The organism is Variovorax sp. CAN15, from assembly GCF_030462475.1.
Classification (GTDB): Bacteria; Pseudomonadota; Gammaproteobacteria; order Burkholderiales; family Burkholderiaceae_C; genus Variovorax.
Map to the genome: position 1 here is coordinate 1 of NZ_JASMRZ010000106.1, position 15,366 is coordinate 15,366.

The 15,366-nt window shown below is 67.8% G+C and carries 18 protein-coding genes and 1 riboswitch; of the genes, 9 read left to right on the forward strand and 9 right to left on the reverse strand.

Translation table 11 applies throughout. The features are described from left to right. Positions 1 to 128: 128 nt before the first annotated feature. Both QMO14_RS30620 and QMO14_RS30625 read left to right on the forward strand, forming a co-directional pair. Entirely contained in the window at positions 129 to 974 is an 846-nt protein-coding gene (locus QMO14_RS30620; protein ID WP_301511811.1) for an ABC-2 family transporter protein, read from the forward strand. A 5-nt stretch (positions 975 to 979) separates the two neighbouring features. Further along, entirely contained in the window at positions 980 to 1,783 is an 804-nt protein-coding gene (locus QMO14_RS30625) for an ABC transporter permease (RefSeq protein WP_301511812.1), read from the forward strand. Positions 1,784 to 1,789: 6 nt separating this feature from the next. Here QMO14_RS30625 and QMO14_RS30630 read toward each other — a convergent pair whose 3' ends face one another. The 8 genes from QMO14_RS30630 to QMO14_RS30665 all read right to left on the reverse strand — a co-directional run bounded on the left by QMO14_RS30630 (position 1,790) and on the right by QMO14_RS30665 (position 8,571). Beyond that, the gene (locus QMO14_RS30630) at positions 1,790 to 2,449 is read right to left on the reverse strand and encodes an SIMPL domain-containing protein (protein WP_301511813.1); all 660 of its coding nucleotides are present in this window, start codon (positions 2,447 to 2,449) and stop codon (positions 1,790 to 1,792) included. 9 nt (positions 2,450 to 2,458) lie between these two features. After that, positions 2,459 to 4,087: a peptide chain release factor 3 gene (locus QMO14_RS30635; protein ID WP_301511814.1), complete on the reverse strand. Its 1,629-nt coding sequence runs from the start codon at positions 4,085 to 4,087 to the stop codon at positions 2,459 to 2,461. A 91-nt stretch (positions 4,088 to 4,178) separates the two neighbouring features. Then, positions 4,179 to 4,793: a GNAT family N-acetyltransferase gene (locus QMO14_RS30640; RefSeq protein ID WP_301511815.1), complete on the reverse strand. Its 615-nt coding sequence runs from the start codon at positions 4,791 to 4,793 to the stop codon at positions 4,179 to 4,181. Then, complete coding sequence (locus QMO14_RS30645) at positions 4,790 to 5,878, reverse strand: alpha/beta fold hydrolase (RefSeq protein WP_301511816.1); 1,089 nt, start codon at positions 5,876 to 5,878, stop codon at positions 4,790 to 4,792. Before QMO14_RS30645 ends, QMO14_RS30640 begins: the two co-directional genes overlap by 4 nt. After that, entirely contained in the window at positions 5,875 to 6,300 is a 426-nt protein-coding gene (locus tag QMO14_RS30650) for a hypothetical protein (protein ID WP_301511818.1), read from the reverse strand. The genes QMO14_RS30645 and QMO14_RS30650 overlap by 4 nt, the downstream gene beginning before the upstream one ends. Before the next feature lie 35 nt (positions 6,301 to 6,335). Then, a complete protein-coding gene (locus QMO14_RS30655; RefSeq protein WP_301511819.1) occupies positions 6,336 to 7,256 on the reverse strand; it encodes an alpha/beta fold hydrolase in 921 nt (306 codons plus the stop codon). A 19-nt stretch (positions 7,257 to 7,275) separates the two neighbouring features. Beyond that, positions 7,276 to 7,770 (reverse strand): TIGR01841 family phasin, encoded by a 495-nt coding sequence (gene phaP / locus QMO14_RS30660; protein WP_301511820.1) that lies wholly within the window; start codon positions 7,768 to 7,770, stop codon positions 7,276 to 7,278. Positions 7,771 to 7,938: 168 nt separating this feature from the next. Continuing rightward, positions 7,939 to 8,571 (reverse strand): hypothetical protein, encoded by a 633-nt coding sequence (locus QMO14_RS30665; RefSeq protein WP_301511822.1) that lies wholly within the window; start codon positions 8,569 to 8,571, stop codon positions 7,939 to 7,941. Positions 8,572 to 8,689: 118 nt separating this feature from the next. Next, a riboswitch (S-adenosyl-L-homocysteine riboswitch) is annotated at positions 8,690 to 8,760 on the forward strand. Between the two features lie 65 nt (positions 8,761 to 8,825). Here QMO14_RS30665 and ahcY point away from each other — a divergent pair. The 4 genes from ahcY (at position 8,826) to QMO14_RS30685 (ending at position 12,567) form a co-directional block, all read left to right on the forward strand. Continuing rightward, positions 8,826 to 10,265, forward strand: a complete 1,440-nt coding sequence (gene ahcY, locus QMO14_RS30670; RefSeq protein ID WP_301511824.1) for an adenosylhomocysteinase — start codon at positions 8,826 to 8,828, stop codon at positions 10,263 to 10,265. Between the two features lie 10 nt (positions 10,266 to 10,275). After that, the gene (locus QMO14_RS30675) at positions 10,276 to 11,052 is read left to right on the forward strand and encodes a TlyA family RNA methyltransferase (RefSeq protein WP_301511825.1); all 777 of its coding nucleotides are present in this window, start codon (positions 10,276 to 10,278) and stop codon (positions 11,050 to 11,052) included. 10 nt (positions 11,053 to 11,062) lie between these two features. Next, positions 11,063 to 11,887 (forward strand): methylenetetrahydrofolate reductase [NAD(P)H], encoded by an 825-nt coding sequence (metF, locus tag QMO14_RS30680; RefSeq protein WP_301511827.1) that lies wholly within the window; start codon positions 11,063 to 11,065, stop codon positions 11,885 to 11,887. Between the two features lie 62 nt (positions 11,888 to 11,949). Then, the gene (locus tag QMO14_RS30685; RefSeq protein WP_301511828.1) at positions 11,950 to 12,567 is read left to right on the forward strand and encodes a septal ring lytic transglycosylase RlpA family protein; all 618 of its coding nucleotides are present in this window, start codon (positions 11,950 to 11,952) and stop codon (positions 12,565 to 12,567) included. Positions 12,568 to 12,588: 21 nt separating this feature from the next. Here QMO14_RS30685 and QMO14_RS30690 read toward each other — a convergent pair whose 3' ends face one another. Beyond that, entirely contained in the window at positions 12,589 to 13,542 is a 954-nt protein-coding gene (locus QMO14_RS30690) for a 23S rRNA (adenine(2030)-N(6))-methyltransferase RlmJ (protein ID WP_301511829.1), read from the reverse strand. A gap of 198 nt (positions 13,543 to 13,740) precedes the next feature. Here QMO14_RS30690 and rplM point away from each other — a divergent pair, with 198 nt between their 5' ends. The 3 genes from rplM to erpA all read left to right on the forward strand — a co-directional run bounded on the left by rplM (position 13,741) and on the right by erpA (position 15,128). Further along, positions 13,741 to 14,172: a 50S ribosomal protein L13 gene (gene rplM, locus QMO14_RS30695; protein ID WP_295981112.1), complete on the forward strand. Its 432-nt coding sequence runs from the start codon at positions 13,741 to 13,743 to the stop codon at positions 14,170 to 14,172. Between the two features lie 12 nt (positions 14,173 to 14,184). Beyond that, a complete protein-coding gene (rpsI, locus tag QMO14_RS30700; protein WP_125949542.1) occupies positions 14,185 to 14,577 on the forward strand; it encodes a 30S ribosomal protein S9 in 393 nt (130 codons plus the stop codon). A gap of 185 nt (positions 14,578 to 14,762) precedes the next feature. Further along, positions 14,763 to 15,128: an iron-sulfur cluster insertion protein ErpA gene (gene erpA / locus QMO14_RS30705; RefSeq protein WP_007827949.1), complete on the forward strand. Its 366-nt coding sequence runs from the start codon at positions 14,763 to 14,765 to the stop codon at positions 15,126 to 15,128. The last annotated feature ends 238 nt before the right edge of the window (positions 15,129 to 15,366 follow it).

Below are 15,366 nucleotides of genomic sequence, written 5' to 3' on the forward strand. Positions count from 1 at the left end.
GCCTGGCGGCCCGGCGGAGCCGGTTCCGCGGGCGCCCTGGCCTGGCCTGCTCCGCGGCCTTCCGCCACGGCGGGCCTCGCTGCCGCGCCTGCCGGGAATCGGGCCGGGTGCCAGGGAGAGCCGCTCGCATGAGACGCCCTCACGAACTTGCGCGGCCCTACATCGCGGCCTTCGCATCGCGCTTCCTGCAGATGCTGCAGTACCGCACCGCCGCGCTCGCCGGCTTCGCCACGCAGTGCTGGTGGGGCGGCATCAAGGTGATGGTGTTCGCGGCCTTCTACGGCCACGCGGCCATCATCGGTGCGAGCAGCTCGATGTCGCTCGCGCAGGCCATCACCTATACGTGGCTCGCGCAGGGGCTGCTCGTGCTGCTGCCCTGGCTGGGCGACCCGGAGGTGGGGCAGGCGGTGCGCACCGGCGCCGTCGCCTACGACCGGCTGCGGCCCGTCGATGCCTACGCGCTGTGGTTCGCGCGCAGCGCCGGCTGGATCGCCGCGCGCGTGCTGCCGCGCGTGGCGCTGATGGCTGCGTTCGCCATGGTCGCGCTGCCGCTGGCCGGCCTCGGCGAGTGGGCCTGGCAGCTTCCCGCGGGCGTGGCGGCGGGGTTCGCCTTCGTTCTTTCGGCCGTGCTCGCGCTGCTGCTGTCGACTTCGATGGTGATGCTGCTGAACGTGGCCGCCACCGCCGCGCTCAACGAACGCGGCATCAGCGCGGTGGCCACGCCGGTGGTCATCGTTCTCTCTGGCAACCTGCTGCCGCTCGCGATGCTGCCCGACGGCTGGCAGACCGCGCTGCTGGTCCAGCCGCTGGCCGGGCTGATGGACATTCCGGCGCGCCTGTACTTCGGGCAGCTGCAGGGCTGGCAGGCCATCGGCGGGCTGGGGTTGCAGGTCTTCTGGATCGCGGTGCTCGTGGCCTTCGGCCATTTCGCCATGGGCCGCACCATGCGCGGCCTGCAGGTGCAGGGCGGGTGAACGCCATGGGATCGCTTCCGCTCTTCTTCCGGCTGGTGGGCGCGTCCCTCGGCGGACAGGCGCGCTACCCGGCCTCGGCGCTGATGCTGACCGTCGGCCAGTTCCTCGGCACCGGCATCGAAGCGATCGCCGTGTGGGCGCTGTTCCACCGCTTCGGCGACGTGCAGGGCTGGCGCATCGGCGAGGTGGCGCTGTTCTACGGCCTGGTGAACTGCATGTTCGCACTGGCCGATGCGCTGGGCCGCGGCTTCGACGTGCTCGGCACGGAGTTCCTGCGCACCGGCGCCTTCGACCGGCTGCTGCTGCGCCCGCGTCCGCTCGCGCTGCAGCTGATGGGCAACGACTTCCGCATCAGCCGCCTGGGCCGCCTGCTGCAGGGGCTGGCGATGGTGGTGTTCGCGACGCAGCAGATGGGCATCGCTTGGACGCCGGGCGCCGTCGGCATCGCGCTGATGGCCGTCGCGGGCGGCGTGGCGCTGTTCCTCGGCATCCTGGTGCTGCAGGGAACCCTGGCCTTCTGGACCGTCGAAAGCCTCGAGATCGCGAACGTGCTGACCTACGGCGGCGTTCAGGCGGCGCAGTACCCGCTGGCGCTCTATGCGCAGTGGTTCCGGCGCGTGCTGACCTTCATCGTGCCGCTGGCCTGCGTGGCGTACTACCCGGTGCTGGCGATTCTTGGGAAGGCCGATCCGCTCGGGGCGCCGGCGTGGGTGGGCCTGGTGTCGCCACTCGCGGGGTTCGTGTTCCTGGCGGCGGCGTTCGGGGTGTGGCGCGTCGGGTTGCGCCGCTATGCGTCGACGGGCAGTTGAAAAACCTCAGGCGATCAGGAAGCGTACGCGGTAGCGTAGGGTGCGGGTCCGCTTTGCTCCCGCCAGTTCCTCGAAGTCGCTTCCTGGGCTGGCGGAAGCCGATGCTGCGGCGCCTCCGGCGTACGCCCACGTGTGATCGCCATAGGCACCCGAGTTGTCCGCCTGCGAACCGAGTTCCTCCACCTGTGCGACTGCGCCCAGCGTGACACCTGCTTCCTTCGCAAGGATCAGCGCCTTGCCACGCGCATGCCGGATGGCAGCCATCCGTGCCTCGGTTTCGGCGCCATCCTGCGCTTCAAAGCGTGGCTGCTGCATGTCTACGCCCATGGTGTAGCGGGAGTTCGTGAACAGCGGCTCGAGCGCATCCAGCGCCTGATAGAGACGACGCGTTTCCTTGCAGGCGATCAGCACGCGATGCGCCACTTCCTGGCCCACGCTGCGCTTGAGATACCAAGGCTGCCAGGCGTCGCGCCCGCCTTCCGTGATCTCGTCGGACGTGAGGCCCGCTTCTTTCAACGTCCGGATCGTGTCATTGCGAAGGCTCGTCGCTTCGGCCAACGCCACCTCGGTCTTCGAGGCCTTTACTGTGATCGTCAATGTGGCTCGTTGCTCGGTGACCCGTTCGATCAAATCACCGAGCCCTGCGACCTGGATAAAGGTTTCCATGACGGCTCTCTAGCCCGCGCTCTGCAGCGCCAGCCCCGCATGCTCGCGCAGCGGATGGAAGTGGATCTTCGGAAAACGCTCCTGCGCCAGCCGCACGTCGTAAGGCGACGTGCACAAAAAAGCCAGCGTGTCCGCCGCGTCCTTCGCCATGCGCTGCGGATACGCGTTGACGAACTCGCGCAGCTCTGCAGGTGTGTCGGCCGTGATCCAGCGCGCGCCGGTGTACTGGCAGCCTTCCAGGCGCACGTCGGCGTCGTACTCGGCCTTCAGGCGGTGCTGCACCACTTCGAACTGCAGCTGGCCGACCGCGCCCAGCAGCATCGGGCCGCCGATCTCGGGGCGGAACACCTGGATCGCGCCTTCCTCGCCGAGCTGGGCCAGGCCCTGCTGCAGCTGCTTGGTGCGCAGCGGGTTCTTCAGGATCACGGTCATGAAGAGTTCGGGCGCGAAGAAGGGCAGGCCGGTGAACTGCAGGCTCGCGCCGTCGGTGATGGTGTCGCCCAGCTGCACGCCGCCGTGGGTGGTGAAGCCCACGATGTCGCCCGCGTAGGCCTCTTCCACCGCCTCGCGGCGCTGGCTCATGAAGGTCACGACGCTGGTGGGGCGCAGTTCCTTGGCGGTGCGCTGCACCTTGAGCTTCATGCCCGGCGTGTACTTGCCCGAAGCCATGCGCACGAAGGCGATGCGGTCGCGGTGGTTGGCGTCCATGTTGGCCTGCACCTTGAAGACCACGCCCGCGAAGTCCTTGTCCTCGGGCTGGATCTCCTTCACCACCGGCTGGCGGTTGACCAGCGTGGTGCTGGTGCGCGAGCGCGGCGAGGGCGCCAGGTCGACCAGCGCGTCCAGCACTTCCATCACGCCGAAGTTGTTCACGCCGGAGCCGAAGAACACGGGCGTCTGCTTGCCGGCCAGGAAGGCCTCGCGGTCCCAGGCGGGCGATGCGCCGGTGGCGAGCTCCATGCTTTCCATGGCGGTCTCGAAGTCGGCGCCGAAGCGCTTGACCAGCGTGTCGCGCTCGGCAAGCGGGATGGTCTCGAAGTCCTGCGGCAGGCGCTCGCTGCCCGACTCGAACACGGTCATGGCCTGCGTGCGCAGGTTCATGATCCCGCGGAAGCTCTTTCCCTGGCCCACGGGCCAGGTCATGGGCACGCAGGGCATGCCGAGCTCGCGCTCCACCTCGTCGAGGATGTCCAGCGGCTCGCGCACTTCGCGGTCCATCTTGTTGACGAAGGTGATGATGGGCGTGTCGCGCTGGCGGCAGACCTCGATCAGCCGCCGCGTCTGCGCTTCCACGCCGTTGGCCGCGTCGATCACCATCAGCGCCGAGTCGACGGCGGTGAGCACGCGATACGTGTCTTCCGAGAAGTCCTTGTGGCCCGGCGTGTCGAGCAGGTTGATGACGTGGTCGCGATACACCATCTGCATCACCGACGAGGCCACCGAGATGCCACGCTGCTTCTCGATCTCCATCCAGTCGGATGTGGCATGGCGCGAGGCCTTGCGCGCCTTCACCGAGCCGGCGATCTGGATCGCGCCGGAGAAAAGCAGCAGCTTTTCGGTCAGCGTGGTCTTGCCGGCGTCAGGGTGGGAAATGATCGCGAAGGTGCGGCGGCGGCGGGTTTCGGCTACGAAAGACAAGGTGGGCAATCTGCGGGGGGAATCCGCGATTTTAAAAGGGCGGCGGTCCTACCCTCCGCCCGGCCCTGCCGCAGGAGGAAACCACCCCTCTTCAGCCCCCGTGCACCTCGCCCATCCCGTACGCCCGCATCTGCGCCTCGAAGCGCGCCACGTCGTGGCTCAGCACCACCAGGTCGTGAGGCACACCCTGGCGGTCCTTCACGTGCTTGCTCAGAAGCGCCTCGGGCCTGAAGCCCAGGGCCTGGAAGACGGAGATGGCGCCGCGCTGGTCGACGGTCATGCGCGCGACCAGCTTTTCGGCCCCGCGCTCGATGGCCAGCGCGCAGGCCTCGCGGGCGAGCTTGTGCCCCAGGCCGCTGCCGCGCAGCTCCGGCGCGGCGAGCACGCGCAGTTCGGCGACGTGGCTCGACCAGGAGTGCGGATCGCGGATCACCGCCGCGCAGCCGAGCACGGCGTCGCCGCGCATCGCGAGCACGCTGTCGATGTCGCCGCGCTCGATGGCGCGCACCCAGGCGTTCATCACCTTGGGCTGGGTGATGTCGCGCGGCAGGAAGAGCAGGTCGTGCGCCGGCAGGGCCTGCGCGAAGGCAAGCACGGCATCGGCGTCTTCGGCGGCCATCAGGCGCAGGACGATGCTGCCCTCGCTGCTGGTCACGGTGCGCGGGTAGGTCCGCGAGAAGGAGTCGGTCACGGTGGTGATGCTCATGTCGATCGCACTCCAAGCCATTCGTCGAGTCTGGGCCACAGCCGGCGCACCGCGTTGGGCCCGGCGGCGAGGCTGACGTGGCCGCCCTTGAGCACCACTTCCTCCTTGTCGGTGGAGCCTATGCCGGCGACGAGCGGCTGCCCGGCCTCGTAGGGAACGATGTGGTCGTGCTGCGCGAGCGCGTGCAGCACCGGCACCCGGATGTTCTTCAGCAGCACCTTGCGTCCGTCGAGCACCAGCTCGCCCTTGTGCAGCTTGTTGCCCCACATGAGTTCCTTGACGGTCTGGCGGAAGTACTCGCCGGCCAGCGGCAGCATCTCGTTGCCCCAGCGGTCGAACATGCGGTACGACTTGACGAATTCGTCGTTGTCCATGTTGTCCCACAGCTGCACCATGCCGGCGCTTCGGCCGGCGGGGCGCAGCATGTCGAAGGAGGTGAAGAGCATCTCGGGCGGCACGTTGCCCACGGTGTCGATGAGCCGGTCGACGTCGAAAAAACGGCGGTCCGACCACGCGTGGAACAGCTTCATGCGGCTGAAGTCGATGGGCGTGGTGAAGAGCGCGAGGTTCTTCATCGGCCCGCCGGGGTGCAGCGCGGCGTAGAGCGTGGAGAGCACGCCGCCCATGCAGTAGCCCACGAGCGTGACGTCTTCCTCGCCCGAGCGCTCCTGCACGCGCCGGATCGAGTCGGGAATGAAGTCGAGCACGTAGTCCTCGATGCGCAGGTGCTTCTCCTGCGGTCGCGGCGCGTTCCAGTCCATCATGTAGACGTCGTAGCCCTGCAGCAGCAGGTGCTCGACCATGCTCTGGCCCGGCGCCAGGTCGAGGATGTAGCCGCGGTTGGTGGTCGCCATCACGATCAGCAGCGGCACGCGGTAGATCTCGTCGGCCATCGGCCGGTAGTGGTACAGGCTCAGGGTGCCGCGCCGGTGGATCTCGTCCTTGGGTGTCTGGCCGACGGCGGGCGCGGTCGTGGTGAGGAAGTCCAGGCCCTTGAGGTTGCGCTGGATCGCGCGCTCGATCTCGGCGGCCATGTCGACAGCGATGTCAGGCAGGGCGAAGGGCGTGTCGGCGGCGGTGCTCATGCCGGGCGCTTTCCTGCCGGGGGCTTGCGCGTGCGGGGCGGGGTGGCGGGTGGCGCCGCAGGCGCCGCCTTCGGAGGCTGCCGGGTGCGGCGTGGTCCTGGCGCTGCCGCAACGGAGGAAGCGGGCCCGCCCTCCACCGCGCGGGCGATGCGCGCCAGGTGGTCGTCGATGCGCTGCAACTGCTCGCCCAGCACCTGCAGGTCGGCGCGCGTCGGCAGGTTCAGCATCGTGAGGTAGCGCGCCATCAGTTCGCCCAGCGCCTTCTGCGCGGTGAGCGAGGCGTTCATGCCGCCGTGCATGCCCTGGCGGAACGGGTCCGAAGACATGGTCTCGTTGGCGAACTCGTTGGTGCTTTTTTCCCACTGGGCCGTGAGCTCGCGCCACATGGCCATCGGGTCGAGAGGGGAGAACTTGTTCGTCATGGCGGATGCTCCCTGGTCGCCTTGTTTCTTCTGCTTCAGTCGCCCGGGTGCCGCGCCGTGTGCGCCGCGATGGCGTCGACGATCTGCGGCCACATCGGGATCGGCAGCGCGTGCCCCATGCCCGGGATGCGCAGCAGTTGCGCGCCGGCAATCGCGTCGGCCACGTCCACGCCGCAGGCCACCGGCACCAGCGGGTCGTCGTCGCCGTGGATCACCAGCGTGGGCACGCGCACGTTGCGCAGCGCGGGCTTGCGGTTGCCCGAGGCGAGGATGGCCGCGAGCTGCCGCGCCACGCCGGCCGGGTTGAGCCCGCGCAGGAAGACGAGCTGCGCCTTCTCGGCGTCGCGCGCTTCGTCGAGCGGAAAGCTCCGCGGCCCGCGCAGCACGCGCCATACCTTCGCGTAATGCGCCTGGTAGGCCGCGAAGGTGGTCGGCGCGGGCGAGAACAGCACCGCCATCGCCTCGGGCGTGGGCGGCGGCAGTCCCGGCGCGCCGGTGCTCGACATGATGCTGGTGAACGACAGCATCCGTTGCGGATGGTGGATGCACAGTTCCTGCCCGATGGCCCCGCCCATCGAGGCGCCGACGACGTGCGCCCGCGCGATGCCCAGCGCGTCGAGCAGCCCGACGCAGTCGTCCGCCATGTCGCGCAGGGTGTAGGGCGCTCGCAGCGGCAGGCCGGCCATCGCCTGTGCCATCAGCGCCTGGATGTCTGGCACGCCGAGCAGCGTGAGGTGCGTCGAATGGCCGATGTCGCGGTTGTCGAAGCGGATCACGCGGTGCCCGCCGGCCTCGGCGAGCCGGGTGCAGAAGGCGTCGTCCCACGCCACCATCTGCGCGCCGAGGCCCATGACCAGCAGCAGCGGCTCGGCGGCCGGGTCGCCGAAGCTGTCCCAGGCCAGCTCGATGCCGTTGGCGCGCGTGCGTTGCTCGACGCGGGGCGGGGCTGCGGTCATGGCCGGGCGCGGCGGGGTATTACTTGCGCTGCAGCATCTTCGTCACTTCGTCCACGTTGGACTGGATACGCTGGCGCACCACGTCGAACGCATCGGCCTGCGACTTGGCGGCGAGGTTGGCCAGTTCCTTGATGTCGTCGATGGCGCGCTGGAACGACTGGCGGCCCAGTTCGTCGAGCTTGGCGAGATTTGCCTTCGGGTCCTTGCCGGGCATTTCCTTGGCGGCGGCCTGCCACTCGGCGATGGCGCTCTTGATCATCTCGGTCTGGCGCTGCACGACGGTCTGCAGGCCCTGGTAGGACTTCTCGTTGGCCTCCATCAGCGCCGCGAGGTCTTTGCGTCCCGCTTCCAGCAGCTTGCCGGCGCCGCCGGTCAGGTTCATGCCCTGCAGCCGGTCGGCCATGCCCTTCAGCGGATTGAGCATGTCCGCGACGTCGGGCGCCGCCTTCTTCGCGCTGGCGGTGCTGCTGCTGGCGGTGGTCTTCTTGGCGGCGGCTTTCTTGGCAGTGGCCATGGTGCGGAATCTCCTGTGACGGTGGACGTTTGGATGGCAAGGACCAGCCTGACGGCAAAAATCCCTCGCCACGATACGCCGCGACGGTGCACCGGAGGTCGCCGCAGCGACAAAAATGCCTGCGGGATTTCCCTTGGGTACTCCCGCCGTCTCTTTCGCCTTCGTTCCTTACATCGGCGGCGCGAAGCCGTTGCGCCCGGCCGTCACGCGCAACGCGGTGGGCGTGCCGTTCTTCTCCTGCGCATTGACCAGCACCCGGGCGCCCGGCACCAGCAGCGCATCGGTGCCGGGGCGGAAGGTGACCACCGGAACGTCGGGCGGCACCACCACCGTCTTCTCGCCGCCCTTGTAGGTCAGGTGCAGCTGCTGGCCGCCGCGCACCGACTTGGGCGCCGCGGCCAGGTCGGCGACGGTGGCGTTGGTCATGGTGCTTTCGGGCAGCAAGTCCCACGGGCGATGGCCCTCGCCGGTGCCTCGCGCGGCCTCGGGGAACACGACGACTTCGAGCGCCTTCTGCGTGCCGTCGGGCTGCGGCATGGCGGCGGTGCCGATGAAGCTGCCGCGCTTGATGTCCGAGAGCTTGATCGGATAGACCTCCGACACGGGCAGGCCGGCGGGTCGCGCGAGCGAGACGACCTCGCCGCTGCGGTCCTGCACGACCAGGGTGGTCGCATCGACGCGCACGAGCGTGCCGCGGATGCGGACGGTGTCGGCGTTCTGGGCATAGGCGAGGAGCGGCACGCCAACTGTGCCGGAAAGCACAGTTGCGGTGAGCAGGACAGAAGTAAGCCTCTTGGACATGAGCAGGAGTTCCGTGATTAGTCGGCGACCAATCTACGCCTCCGTTGCGATGCCTGCTTTCCGTGATGTGGGATATCCCGCGATTGGCGTCGCCTTTGCCCCCGACTACAATCCGCCTCCTTCCGAGGAGCGTTGCAGCGCCGTCAGGCGTGAGGCTCGGACCACATATCGCAACGACGCTCACCCGCTGTTCTTGCGGTGAGCCCATTCCCGTATCCGGCGGCATCTTTCAAACCAGTTTTGTTGGAGTTCCCATGAGCGCTGTTCTCAAGCCCACCCCCGTTTCGACCGCCGACCAGGCGATCGCCGACCTGTCCCTCGCCGCCTGGGGCCGCAAGGAAATCAAGATCGCCGAAACCGAGATGCCCGGCCTGATGGCCATCCGCGAGGAGTTCTCGAAGTCGCAACCGCTGAAGGGCGCGCGCATCACCGGCTCGCTGCACATGACCATTCAAACGGCCGTGCTGATCGAGACCCTGCAGGCACTTGGCGCGCAGGTGCGCTGGGCCTCGTGCAACATCTTCTCGACGCAGGACCACGCAGCCGCCGCCATCGCCGCCGCCGGCACGCCGGTGTTCGCGATCAAGGGCGAGTCGCTCAAGGACTACTGGGACTACACCCACGCCATCTTCGACTTCGGCCCCAAGGGCTCGAAGGGCGAAGGCCCGAACATGATCCTGGACGACGGCGGCGACGCCACGCTGCTGATGCACCTGGGCCAGCGCGCCGAGAAGGACCTGGGGGTGCTCGCCAACCCGGGCAGCGAGGAAGAGCGCATCCTCTTCGCCGCCATCAAGGCCAAGCTGGCCGTCGACGGCACCTGGTACACCCGCAAGTCGGCCGAGATCATCGGCGTGACGGAAGAGACCACCACCGGCGTGCACCGCCTGAACGAAATGTCGGCCAAGGGCACGCTGCTGTTCCGCGCCATCAACGTGAACGACTCGGTCACCAAGAGCAAGTTCGACAACCTGTACGGCTGCCGCGAGTCGCTGGTGGACGGCATCAAGCGCGCCACCGACGTGATGATCGCCGGCAAGGTGGCTTGCGTGGCCGGCTACGGCGACGTGGGCAAGGGCTCGGCCCAGGCGCTGCGCGCGCTGTCGGCGCAAGTGTGGGTGACCGAGATCGACCCGATCAACGCCCTGCAGGCCGCGATGGAAGGCTACAAGGTCGTGACGATGGAGTACGCCGCCGACAAGGCCGACATCTTCGTGACCACCACGGGCAACAAGGACGTGATCCGCCACGAGCACATGGCCGCCATGAAGGACCAGGCCATCGTCTGCAACATCGGCCACTTCGACAACGAGATCGACGTCGCTTCGATCGAGAAGTACGAGTGGGAAGAGATCAAGCCGCAGGTCGACCACATCAAGTTCCCCGACGGCAAGAAGATCATCCTGCTGGCCAAGGGCCGCCTCGTGAACCTGGGCTGCGGCACGGGCCACCCGAGCTTCGTGATGTCGTCGTCGTTCGCGAACCAGACCATCGCCCAGATCGAACTGTTCACCAAGCCCGACGCCTACCAGGCCGGCAAGGTCTACGTGCTGCCCAAGCACCTCGACGAGAAGGTCGCGCGCCTGCACCTGAAGAAGGTCGGCGCCATGCTGACCGAGTTGACCGACGCCCAGGCCGCCTACATCGGCGTGGACAAGAACGGTCCGTACAAGCCGGACACGTACCGCTACTGATCGACAGCGCATGCGCGCCGATCAACTGCTGGTGGAACGCGGCCTGGCCGCGTCGCGTTCGCAGGCCGTGCGGCTCATCGCCGGCGGCATGCGCTGGCGCGACGCGGGCACGAGCGACGCGTGGCGCAACGTCGCCAAGAACAAGGACGAAGTGCCCGAGTCGGCCGAGCTCGAACTGGTCGACGCGGCCGAGGCGCGCTATGTGTCGCGCGGCGGCCTCAAGCTCGAAGGCGCACTGGCCGCGAGCGGTGTCGATCCGTCCGGCAAGCTGTGCCTCGACGTGGGCCAGTCGACCGGCGGCTTCACCGACTGCCTGCTGCAGCGCGGCGCCGCGAAGGTGGTGGGCGTCGACGTCGGCCACGGGCAGCTGCATGCGAAGCTGCGCGAGGACGAGCGCGTGGTGCCCATCGAGGGCGTCAATGCGCGCGCGCTGTCGCCCGACGACCTCGGGGAAGAGGGCGAGTCGCGCTTCGACCTGATCGTGGGCGACCTGTCGTTCATCTCGCTCACCCTGGTGCTGCCGGCGGTGGTCGAGTTCCTGGCGGACGACGGCCGCCTGCTGATGCTGGTCAAGCCGCAGTTCGAACTGCAGCCGGGCCAGGTCGGCAAGGGCGGCATCGTGCGCGACGAGGCCATGTACGCGGTGGTCGAGAAGCGCCTGCGCGATGCCTGCGAGGCGCTCGGCCTGAGGGTGCTGCAGTGGTTCGACAGCCCGATCGCCGGCGGCGACGGCAACCGCGAGTTTTTCATTCACGCCGAGCGCGCCGTGCGCGCGAACGGCTCCTGAGGAGACGCAGGTGCGCCTTCCGTTGAGTTTCGAATTCTTCCCGACCAAGACGCCAGAAGGCGCGGTCAAGCTGCGCGCCGTGCGCCAGCAGCTGTATGTACGCAAGCCGCAATTCTGCTCGGTCACCTATGGCGCGGGCGGCTCCACGCACCAGGGCACCTTCGGTGCGGTGCAGGAGATCCTGTCCGAGGGCGTGGACGCGGCGAGCCACTTCTCGTGCATCGGCGCCACGCGCGCCACGGTGCGCGAGCAACTCGCCGAGCTGAAGGCCATGGGCGTCAAGCGGCTGGTGGCCCTGCGCGGCGACCTGCCCAGCGGCTACGGCATCGGCGGCGAGTTCCAGTACGCGAGCGACCTCGTCGGCTTCATCCGCGAGGAGACCGGCCGCGACTTCCACATCGAGGTGGCCTGCTACCCCGAGATCCACCCGCAGGCCCGCTCGCCCGAAGCCGACCTGCAGGCCTTCGCCGCCAAGGTGAAGGCGGGCGCCGATTCGGCGATCACGCAGTACTTCTTCAGCCCCGAGGCGTATTTCCGCTTCGTCGACGACGCGCGCAAGCTGGGGCTCGATACGCCGATCGTGCCGGGCATCATGCCGATCACGAGCTCGACGCAGCTCATGCGCTTCTCGGACGCCTGCGGCGCGGAGATTCCGCGCTGGATCCGCCTGCGGCTGCAGGGCTTCGGCGACGACACGGCCTCGATCAAGTCCTTCGGCCTCGACGTGGTCACCGACCTGTGCGCGCGGCTGCAGGAAGGCGGCGCACCGGCGCTGCACTTCTACACGATGAACCAGTCGGCGGCCACGCTGGCTGTGCTGGAGCGCCTCGATTGAGAAGGCGCGCGGGGCTCCGGGCGGCTCTCGTCGCGGCGACCTGCGTTCTCGCGGGGTGCGCCATGCCGCCCGCCACCGACGCCGAGGGCGGCGGTTCGACCGGGAAGCTGCTGCCCCTGCCCCGCGCCATCGCCGTGCCCCCGGGCGCGGCCGCGCGCTCCAGCGTGCCATCGGTGCGCTATGACCTCGCCGTTTCCGGCACGGGCGAGCAGGCCCCGGACGACGGCGTCCCCGACGACGGGCCGCGCGAGATATTCGAGCGCGGCGGTGCCTCGTGGTACGGCATCCAGTTCCACCAGCGCAAGACCGCCAGCGGCGAGCGCTTCGACATGACCGCCATGACGGCGGCCCACAAGACCCTTCCCTTCAACACGCGCGTGTGCGTGCGCAGCCTTGTCAACGGCAGCGAGGTGCTGGTGCGCATCAACGACCGCGGACCCTACGCGGCAGGCCGCGTGATCGACCTGAGCCGCGCTGCGGCCGACCGGATCGGCCTGACGGGGCTGGGCATCAAGCAGGTGGCGCTGACGGTCGTCGACCGCGACGGCATGCGCTGCGGCGGCTTGCCGGTGGAAGCCGGGGACGCGGCGGCGCCCGTGGCGTCCGGCGAACCGCAGCAGCGCGTGCGTGCGCCGGCTCCGGCGCGGCGCAAGGCGGCTCCGGCCCGTCGTCGCAAATAGAAGATCGAGAGATCGGCTGGTTCAGCCGCCCGAATCGAGCGAGAAGGCAGCGTTGCGGTCCTGGCCCAGGCGCTCCACCAGTTGCGGCAGCGCGGCCGCCAGCAGCGGCTTCAGCGTGTACGGCGGGTTGATCAGGAACATGCCGCTGGCCGGCAGGCCCGGGCGGTGCGTCTCGCCCGAGGCGGCGTCTTTCGTGATCTTGCTGGACTTGACCGTCAGCGTGGCGTGCAGCCACGGCTTGCCGGCCTTGGTCGCCATCGTCTTGAGCCGGCGCGGCAGGTCGTGCGCCTCGGGGCGCGGAATGATCGGATACCAGACCGCGTAGGTGCCGGTGGCGAAGCGCTTGAGCGCCTCGGCCATGAAGTCGAGCACGCGGCCGTAGTCCGTCTTCATCTCGTAGCTGGGGTCCATCAGCACCAGCGCGCGGCGCGACGGCGGCGGCAGGAACTTGGTGGCGCTGCCGAAGCCGTCGTCGCGCAGCACGGCGATCTGGCGGCCAGCCTCGAGCTGGGCGATGTTGGCGTCCAGCGTGCGCGCGTCGGTGGGGTGCAGTTCGAACAGCTTGAGCTTGTCGTGGTCGCGCAGCAGGTGCTGCACGATGAACGGCGAGCCGGGGTAGACGCGGGCGCCGCCCTTGGGATTGAAGTCGCCGATCACGCTCAGGTAGCGGGCGATGGCGTCGGCCAAGGGCGCTGCGGCCTCGGGCGCTGCTTTTTTGATAGCAGGCTTCGCCGATTCTGCGGGGCTGGCGGGCGCCTTGCTGTCCGAGAGAAGGCGCAGCACGCCGTCGGCAGCCTCGCCGCTCGTGCCGGCGTAGTCGCCGTCCAGGCGGTAGAGACCGGCGCCGGCATGGGTGTCGACGACGGTGAGGGCGGCCTCTTTTTCGAGCAGGTGATCGAGCGTGGCAATCAGCACCGTGTGCTTGAGCACGTCGGCGTGGTTGCCGGCATGGAAGGCGTGGCGGTAACTGAACATAGGGGGAGGATGGTAACGGTGTTGGGGCTGGATACGGGCGAATTTGCCTGCGCCAGGCCATTCTTCGTATAATCGCGGGCTTCGCAGCGTTTTTGTGGCCCCGCGGCGAAGACTTCAAACCCACCTAAGAGATTCCCGTCAGAGGAACGCCGACCGTGGAAAAGGGCCCGCCAAACCCTCTTTTCAAGAGAAAAACTCATGACCAAAACGTTCAGCGCCAAGCCCGCTGACGTGACGCACGAGTGGTTTGTGATTGACGCGACCGACAAGGTCCTCGGACGAGTAGCCAGCGAAGTTGCTCTCCGTTTGCGCGGCAAACACAAGGCCATTTACACGCCTCACGTCGATACCGGTGACTTCATCGTCATCATCAACGCATCGCAACTGCGCGTCACTGGCGCCAAGTCGATCGACAAGGTGTACTACCGTCACTCGGGCTACCCGGGCGGTATCACGGCGACGAACTTCCGCGACATGCAATCGAAGCACCCGGGCCGCGCCCTGGAAAAGGCTGTCAAGGGCATGCTGCCCAAGGGCCCGCTCGGTTACGCAATGATCAAGAAACTCAAGGTGTACGGTGGTGCTGAGCACCCGCATACCGCCCAACAGCCCAAAGTGCTGGAACTGTAAGGAGCCTTGAGAATGATTGGTGAATGGAACAATGGCACCGGCCGTCGCAAATCGAGCGTCGCCCGCGTGTTTCTGAAAAAGGGCTCGGGCAAGATCACGGTCAACGGCAAGGACATTCAAGAGTTCTTCGGCCGTGAAACCTCGATCATGATCGCGAAGCAACCCCTCGCGCTGACCAACAACCTCGAAACCTTCGACGTGATGGTCAACGTGCACGGCGGCGGCGAATCGGGTCAAGCCGGTGCCACGCGCCACGGCATCACCCGTGCGCTGATCGACTACGACGCAGCGCTGAAGCCGGTGCTGAGCCAGGCTGGCTACGTCACGCGCGATGCACGTGAAGTCGAGCGTAAGAAGGTCGGTCTGCACTCCGCCCGCCGTCGCAAGCAGTTCAGCAAGCGCTGATCCGCTTCCTGCGAGCAGGAAGAAGCCGCCTTCGGGCGGCTTTTTCATTGGAACGCCCGTTGGCCTGGGGTGCTCCAACCCCACTTGCAGCGGGGTGCGAGCCAGCCTGGCCTGCCGAGATTGCGTCATTGCAGTAGGATTCGTTTCATTGGCCGCACATTCGGCCCCCAAGGAGTTATTGACCCATGAGCGCCGTAGCCGAAAACATCCAGACCCAGATGCCCGAGCCGATCGTCTTCACCGACAGCGCGGCAGCCAAGGTGGCCGACCTGATCGCCGAAGAAGGCAACCCCGACCTCAAGCTGCGCGTGTTCGTGCAGGGTGGCGGCTGCTCCGGCTTCCAGTACGGGTTCACCTTCGACGAGATCACCAACGAAGACGACACAACCATGACCAAGAACGGTGTGTCGCTGCTGATTGACGCCATGAGCTACCAGTACCTGGTCGGTGCCGAGATCGACTACAAGGAAGACCTGCAGGGCGCCCAGTTCGTGATCAAGAACCCGAACGCCACCAGCACCTGCGGCTGCGGATCGAGCTTCTCGGCCTGATGCCTGGATGCCGCTGACCAGCCTCCCCCAGAAAGCCGCCTTCGGGCCAATGCCGCTCAGTTAAGCAAAGGCCCTTCGGGGCCTTCGCTGTTTGTACAGTGCAGGCTGTATGAACAAAGCCGAGCCCGGACGAGGCCGGCGGACGGCCGATGCTGCTGCAAGAGTACCTGTGCGAGACCCATCAATACGCCACGCCCGAGCAGTGGGGAGTCGTGCGAGGCAGCCTGCCTGCGCAGTG

Coding starts and splice junctions, on each gene's coding strand:
- QMO14_RS30620 (WP_301511811.1), top strand. CDS start 129: ATGAGACGCCCTCACGAACTTGCGCGGCCCTACATCGCGGCCTTCGCA.
- QMO14_RS30625 (WP_301511812.1), top strand. CDS start 980: ATGGGATCGCTTCCGCTCTTCTTCCGGCTGGTGGGCGCGTCCCTCGGC.
- QMO14_RS30630 (WP_301511813.1), bottom strand. CDS start 2,449: ATGGAAACCTTTATCCAGGTCGCAGGGCTCGGTGATTTGATCGAACGG.
- QMO14_RS30640 (WP_301511815.1), bottom strand. CDS start 4,793: ATGAGCATCACCACCGTGACCGACTCCTTCTCGCGGACCTACCCGCGC.
- QMO14_RS30645 (WP_301511816.1), bottom strand. CDS start 5,878: ATGAGCACCGCCGCCGACACGCCCTTCGCCCTGCCTGACATCGCTGTC.
- QMO14_RS30650 (WP_301511818.1), bottom strand. CDS start 6,300: ATGACGAACAAGTTCTCCCCTCTCGACCCGATGGCCATGTGGCGCGAG.
- QMO14_RS30655 (WP_301511819.1), bottom strand. CDS start 7,256: ATGACCGCAGCCCCGCCCCGCGTCGAGCAACGCACGCGCGCCAACGGC.
- phaP (WP_301511820.1), bottom strand. CDS start 7,770: ATGGCCACTGCCAAGAAAGCCGCCGCCAAGAAGACCACCGCCAGCAGC.
- QMO14_RS30665 (WP_301511822.1), bottom strand. CDS start 8,571: ATGTCCAAGAGGCTTACTTCTGTCCTGCTCACCGCAACTGTGCTTTCC.
- ahcY (WP_301511824.1), top strand. CDS start 8,826: ATGAGCGCTGTTCTCAAGCCCACCCCCGTTTCGACCGCCGACCAGGCG.
- QMO14_RS30675 (WP_301511825.1), top strand. CDS start 10,276: ATGCGCGCCGATCAACTGCTGGTGGAACGCGGCCTGGCCGCGTCGCGT.
- QMO14_RS30685 (WP_301511828.1), top strand. CDS start 11,950: ATGCCGCCCGCCACCGACGCCGAGGGCGGCGGTTCGACCGGGAAGCTG.
- QMO14_RS30690 (WP_301511829.1), bottom strand. CDS start 13,542: ATGTTCAGTTACCGCCACGCCTTCCATGCCGGCAACCACGCCGACGTG.
- rplM (WP_295981112.1), top strand. CDS start 13,741: ATGACCAAAACGTTCAGCGCCAAGCCCGCTGACGTGACGCACGAGTGG.
- rpsI (WP_125949542.1), top strand. CDS start 14,185: ATGATTGGTGAATGGAACAATGGCACCGGCCGTCGCAAATCGAGCGTC.
- erpA (WP_007827949.1), top strand. CDS start 14,763: ATGAGCGCCGTAGCCGAAAACATCCAGACCCAGATGCCCGAGCCGATC.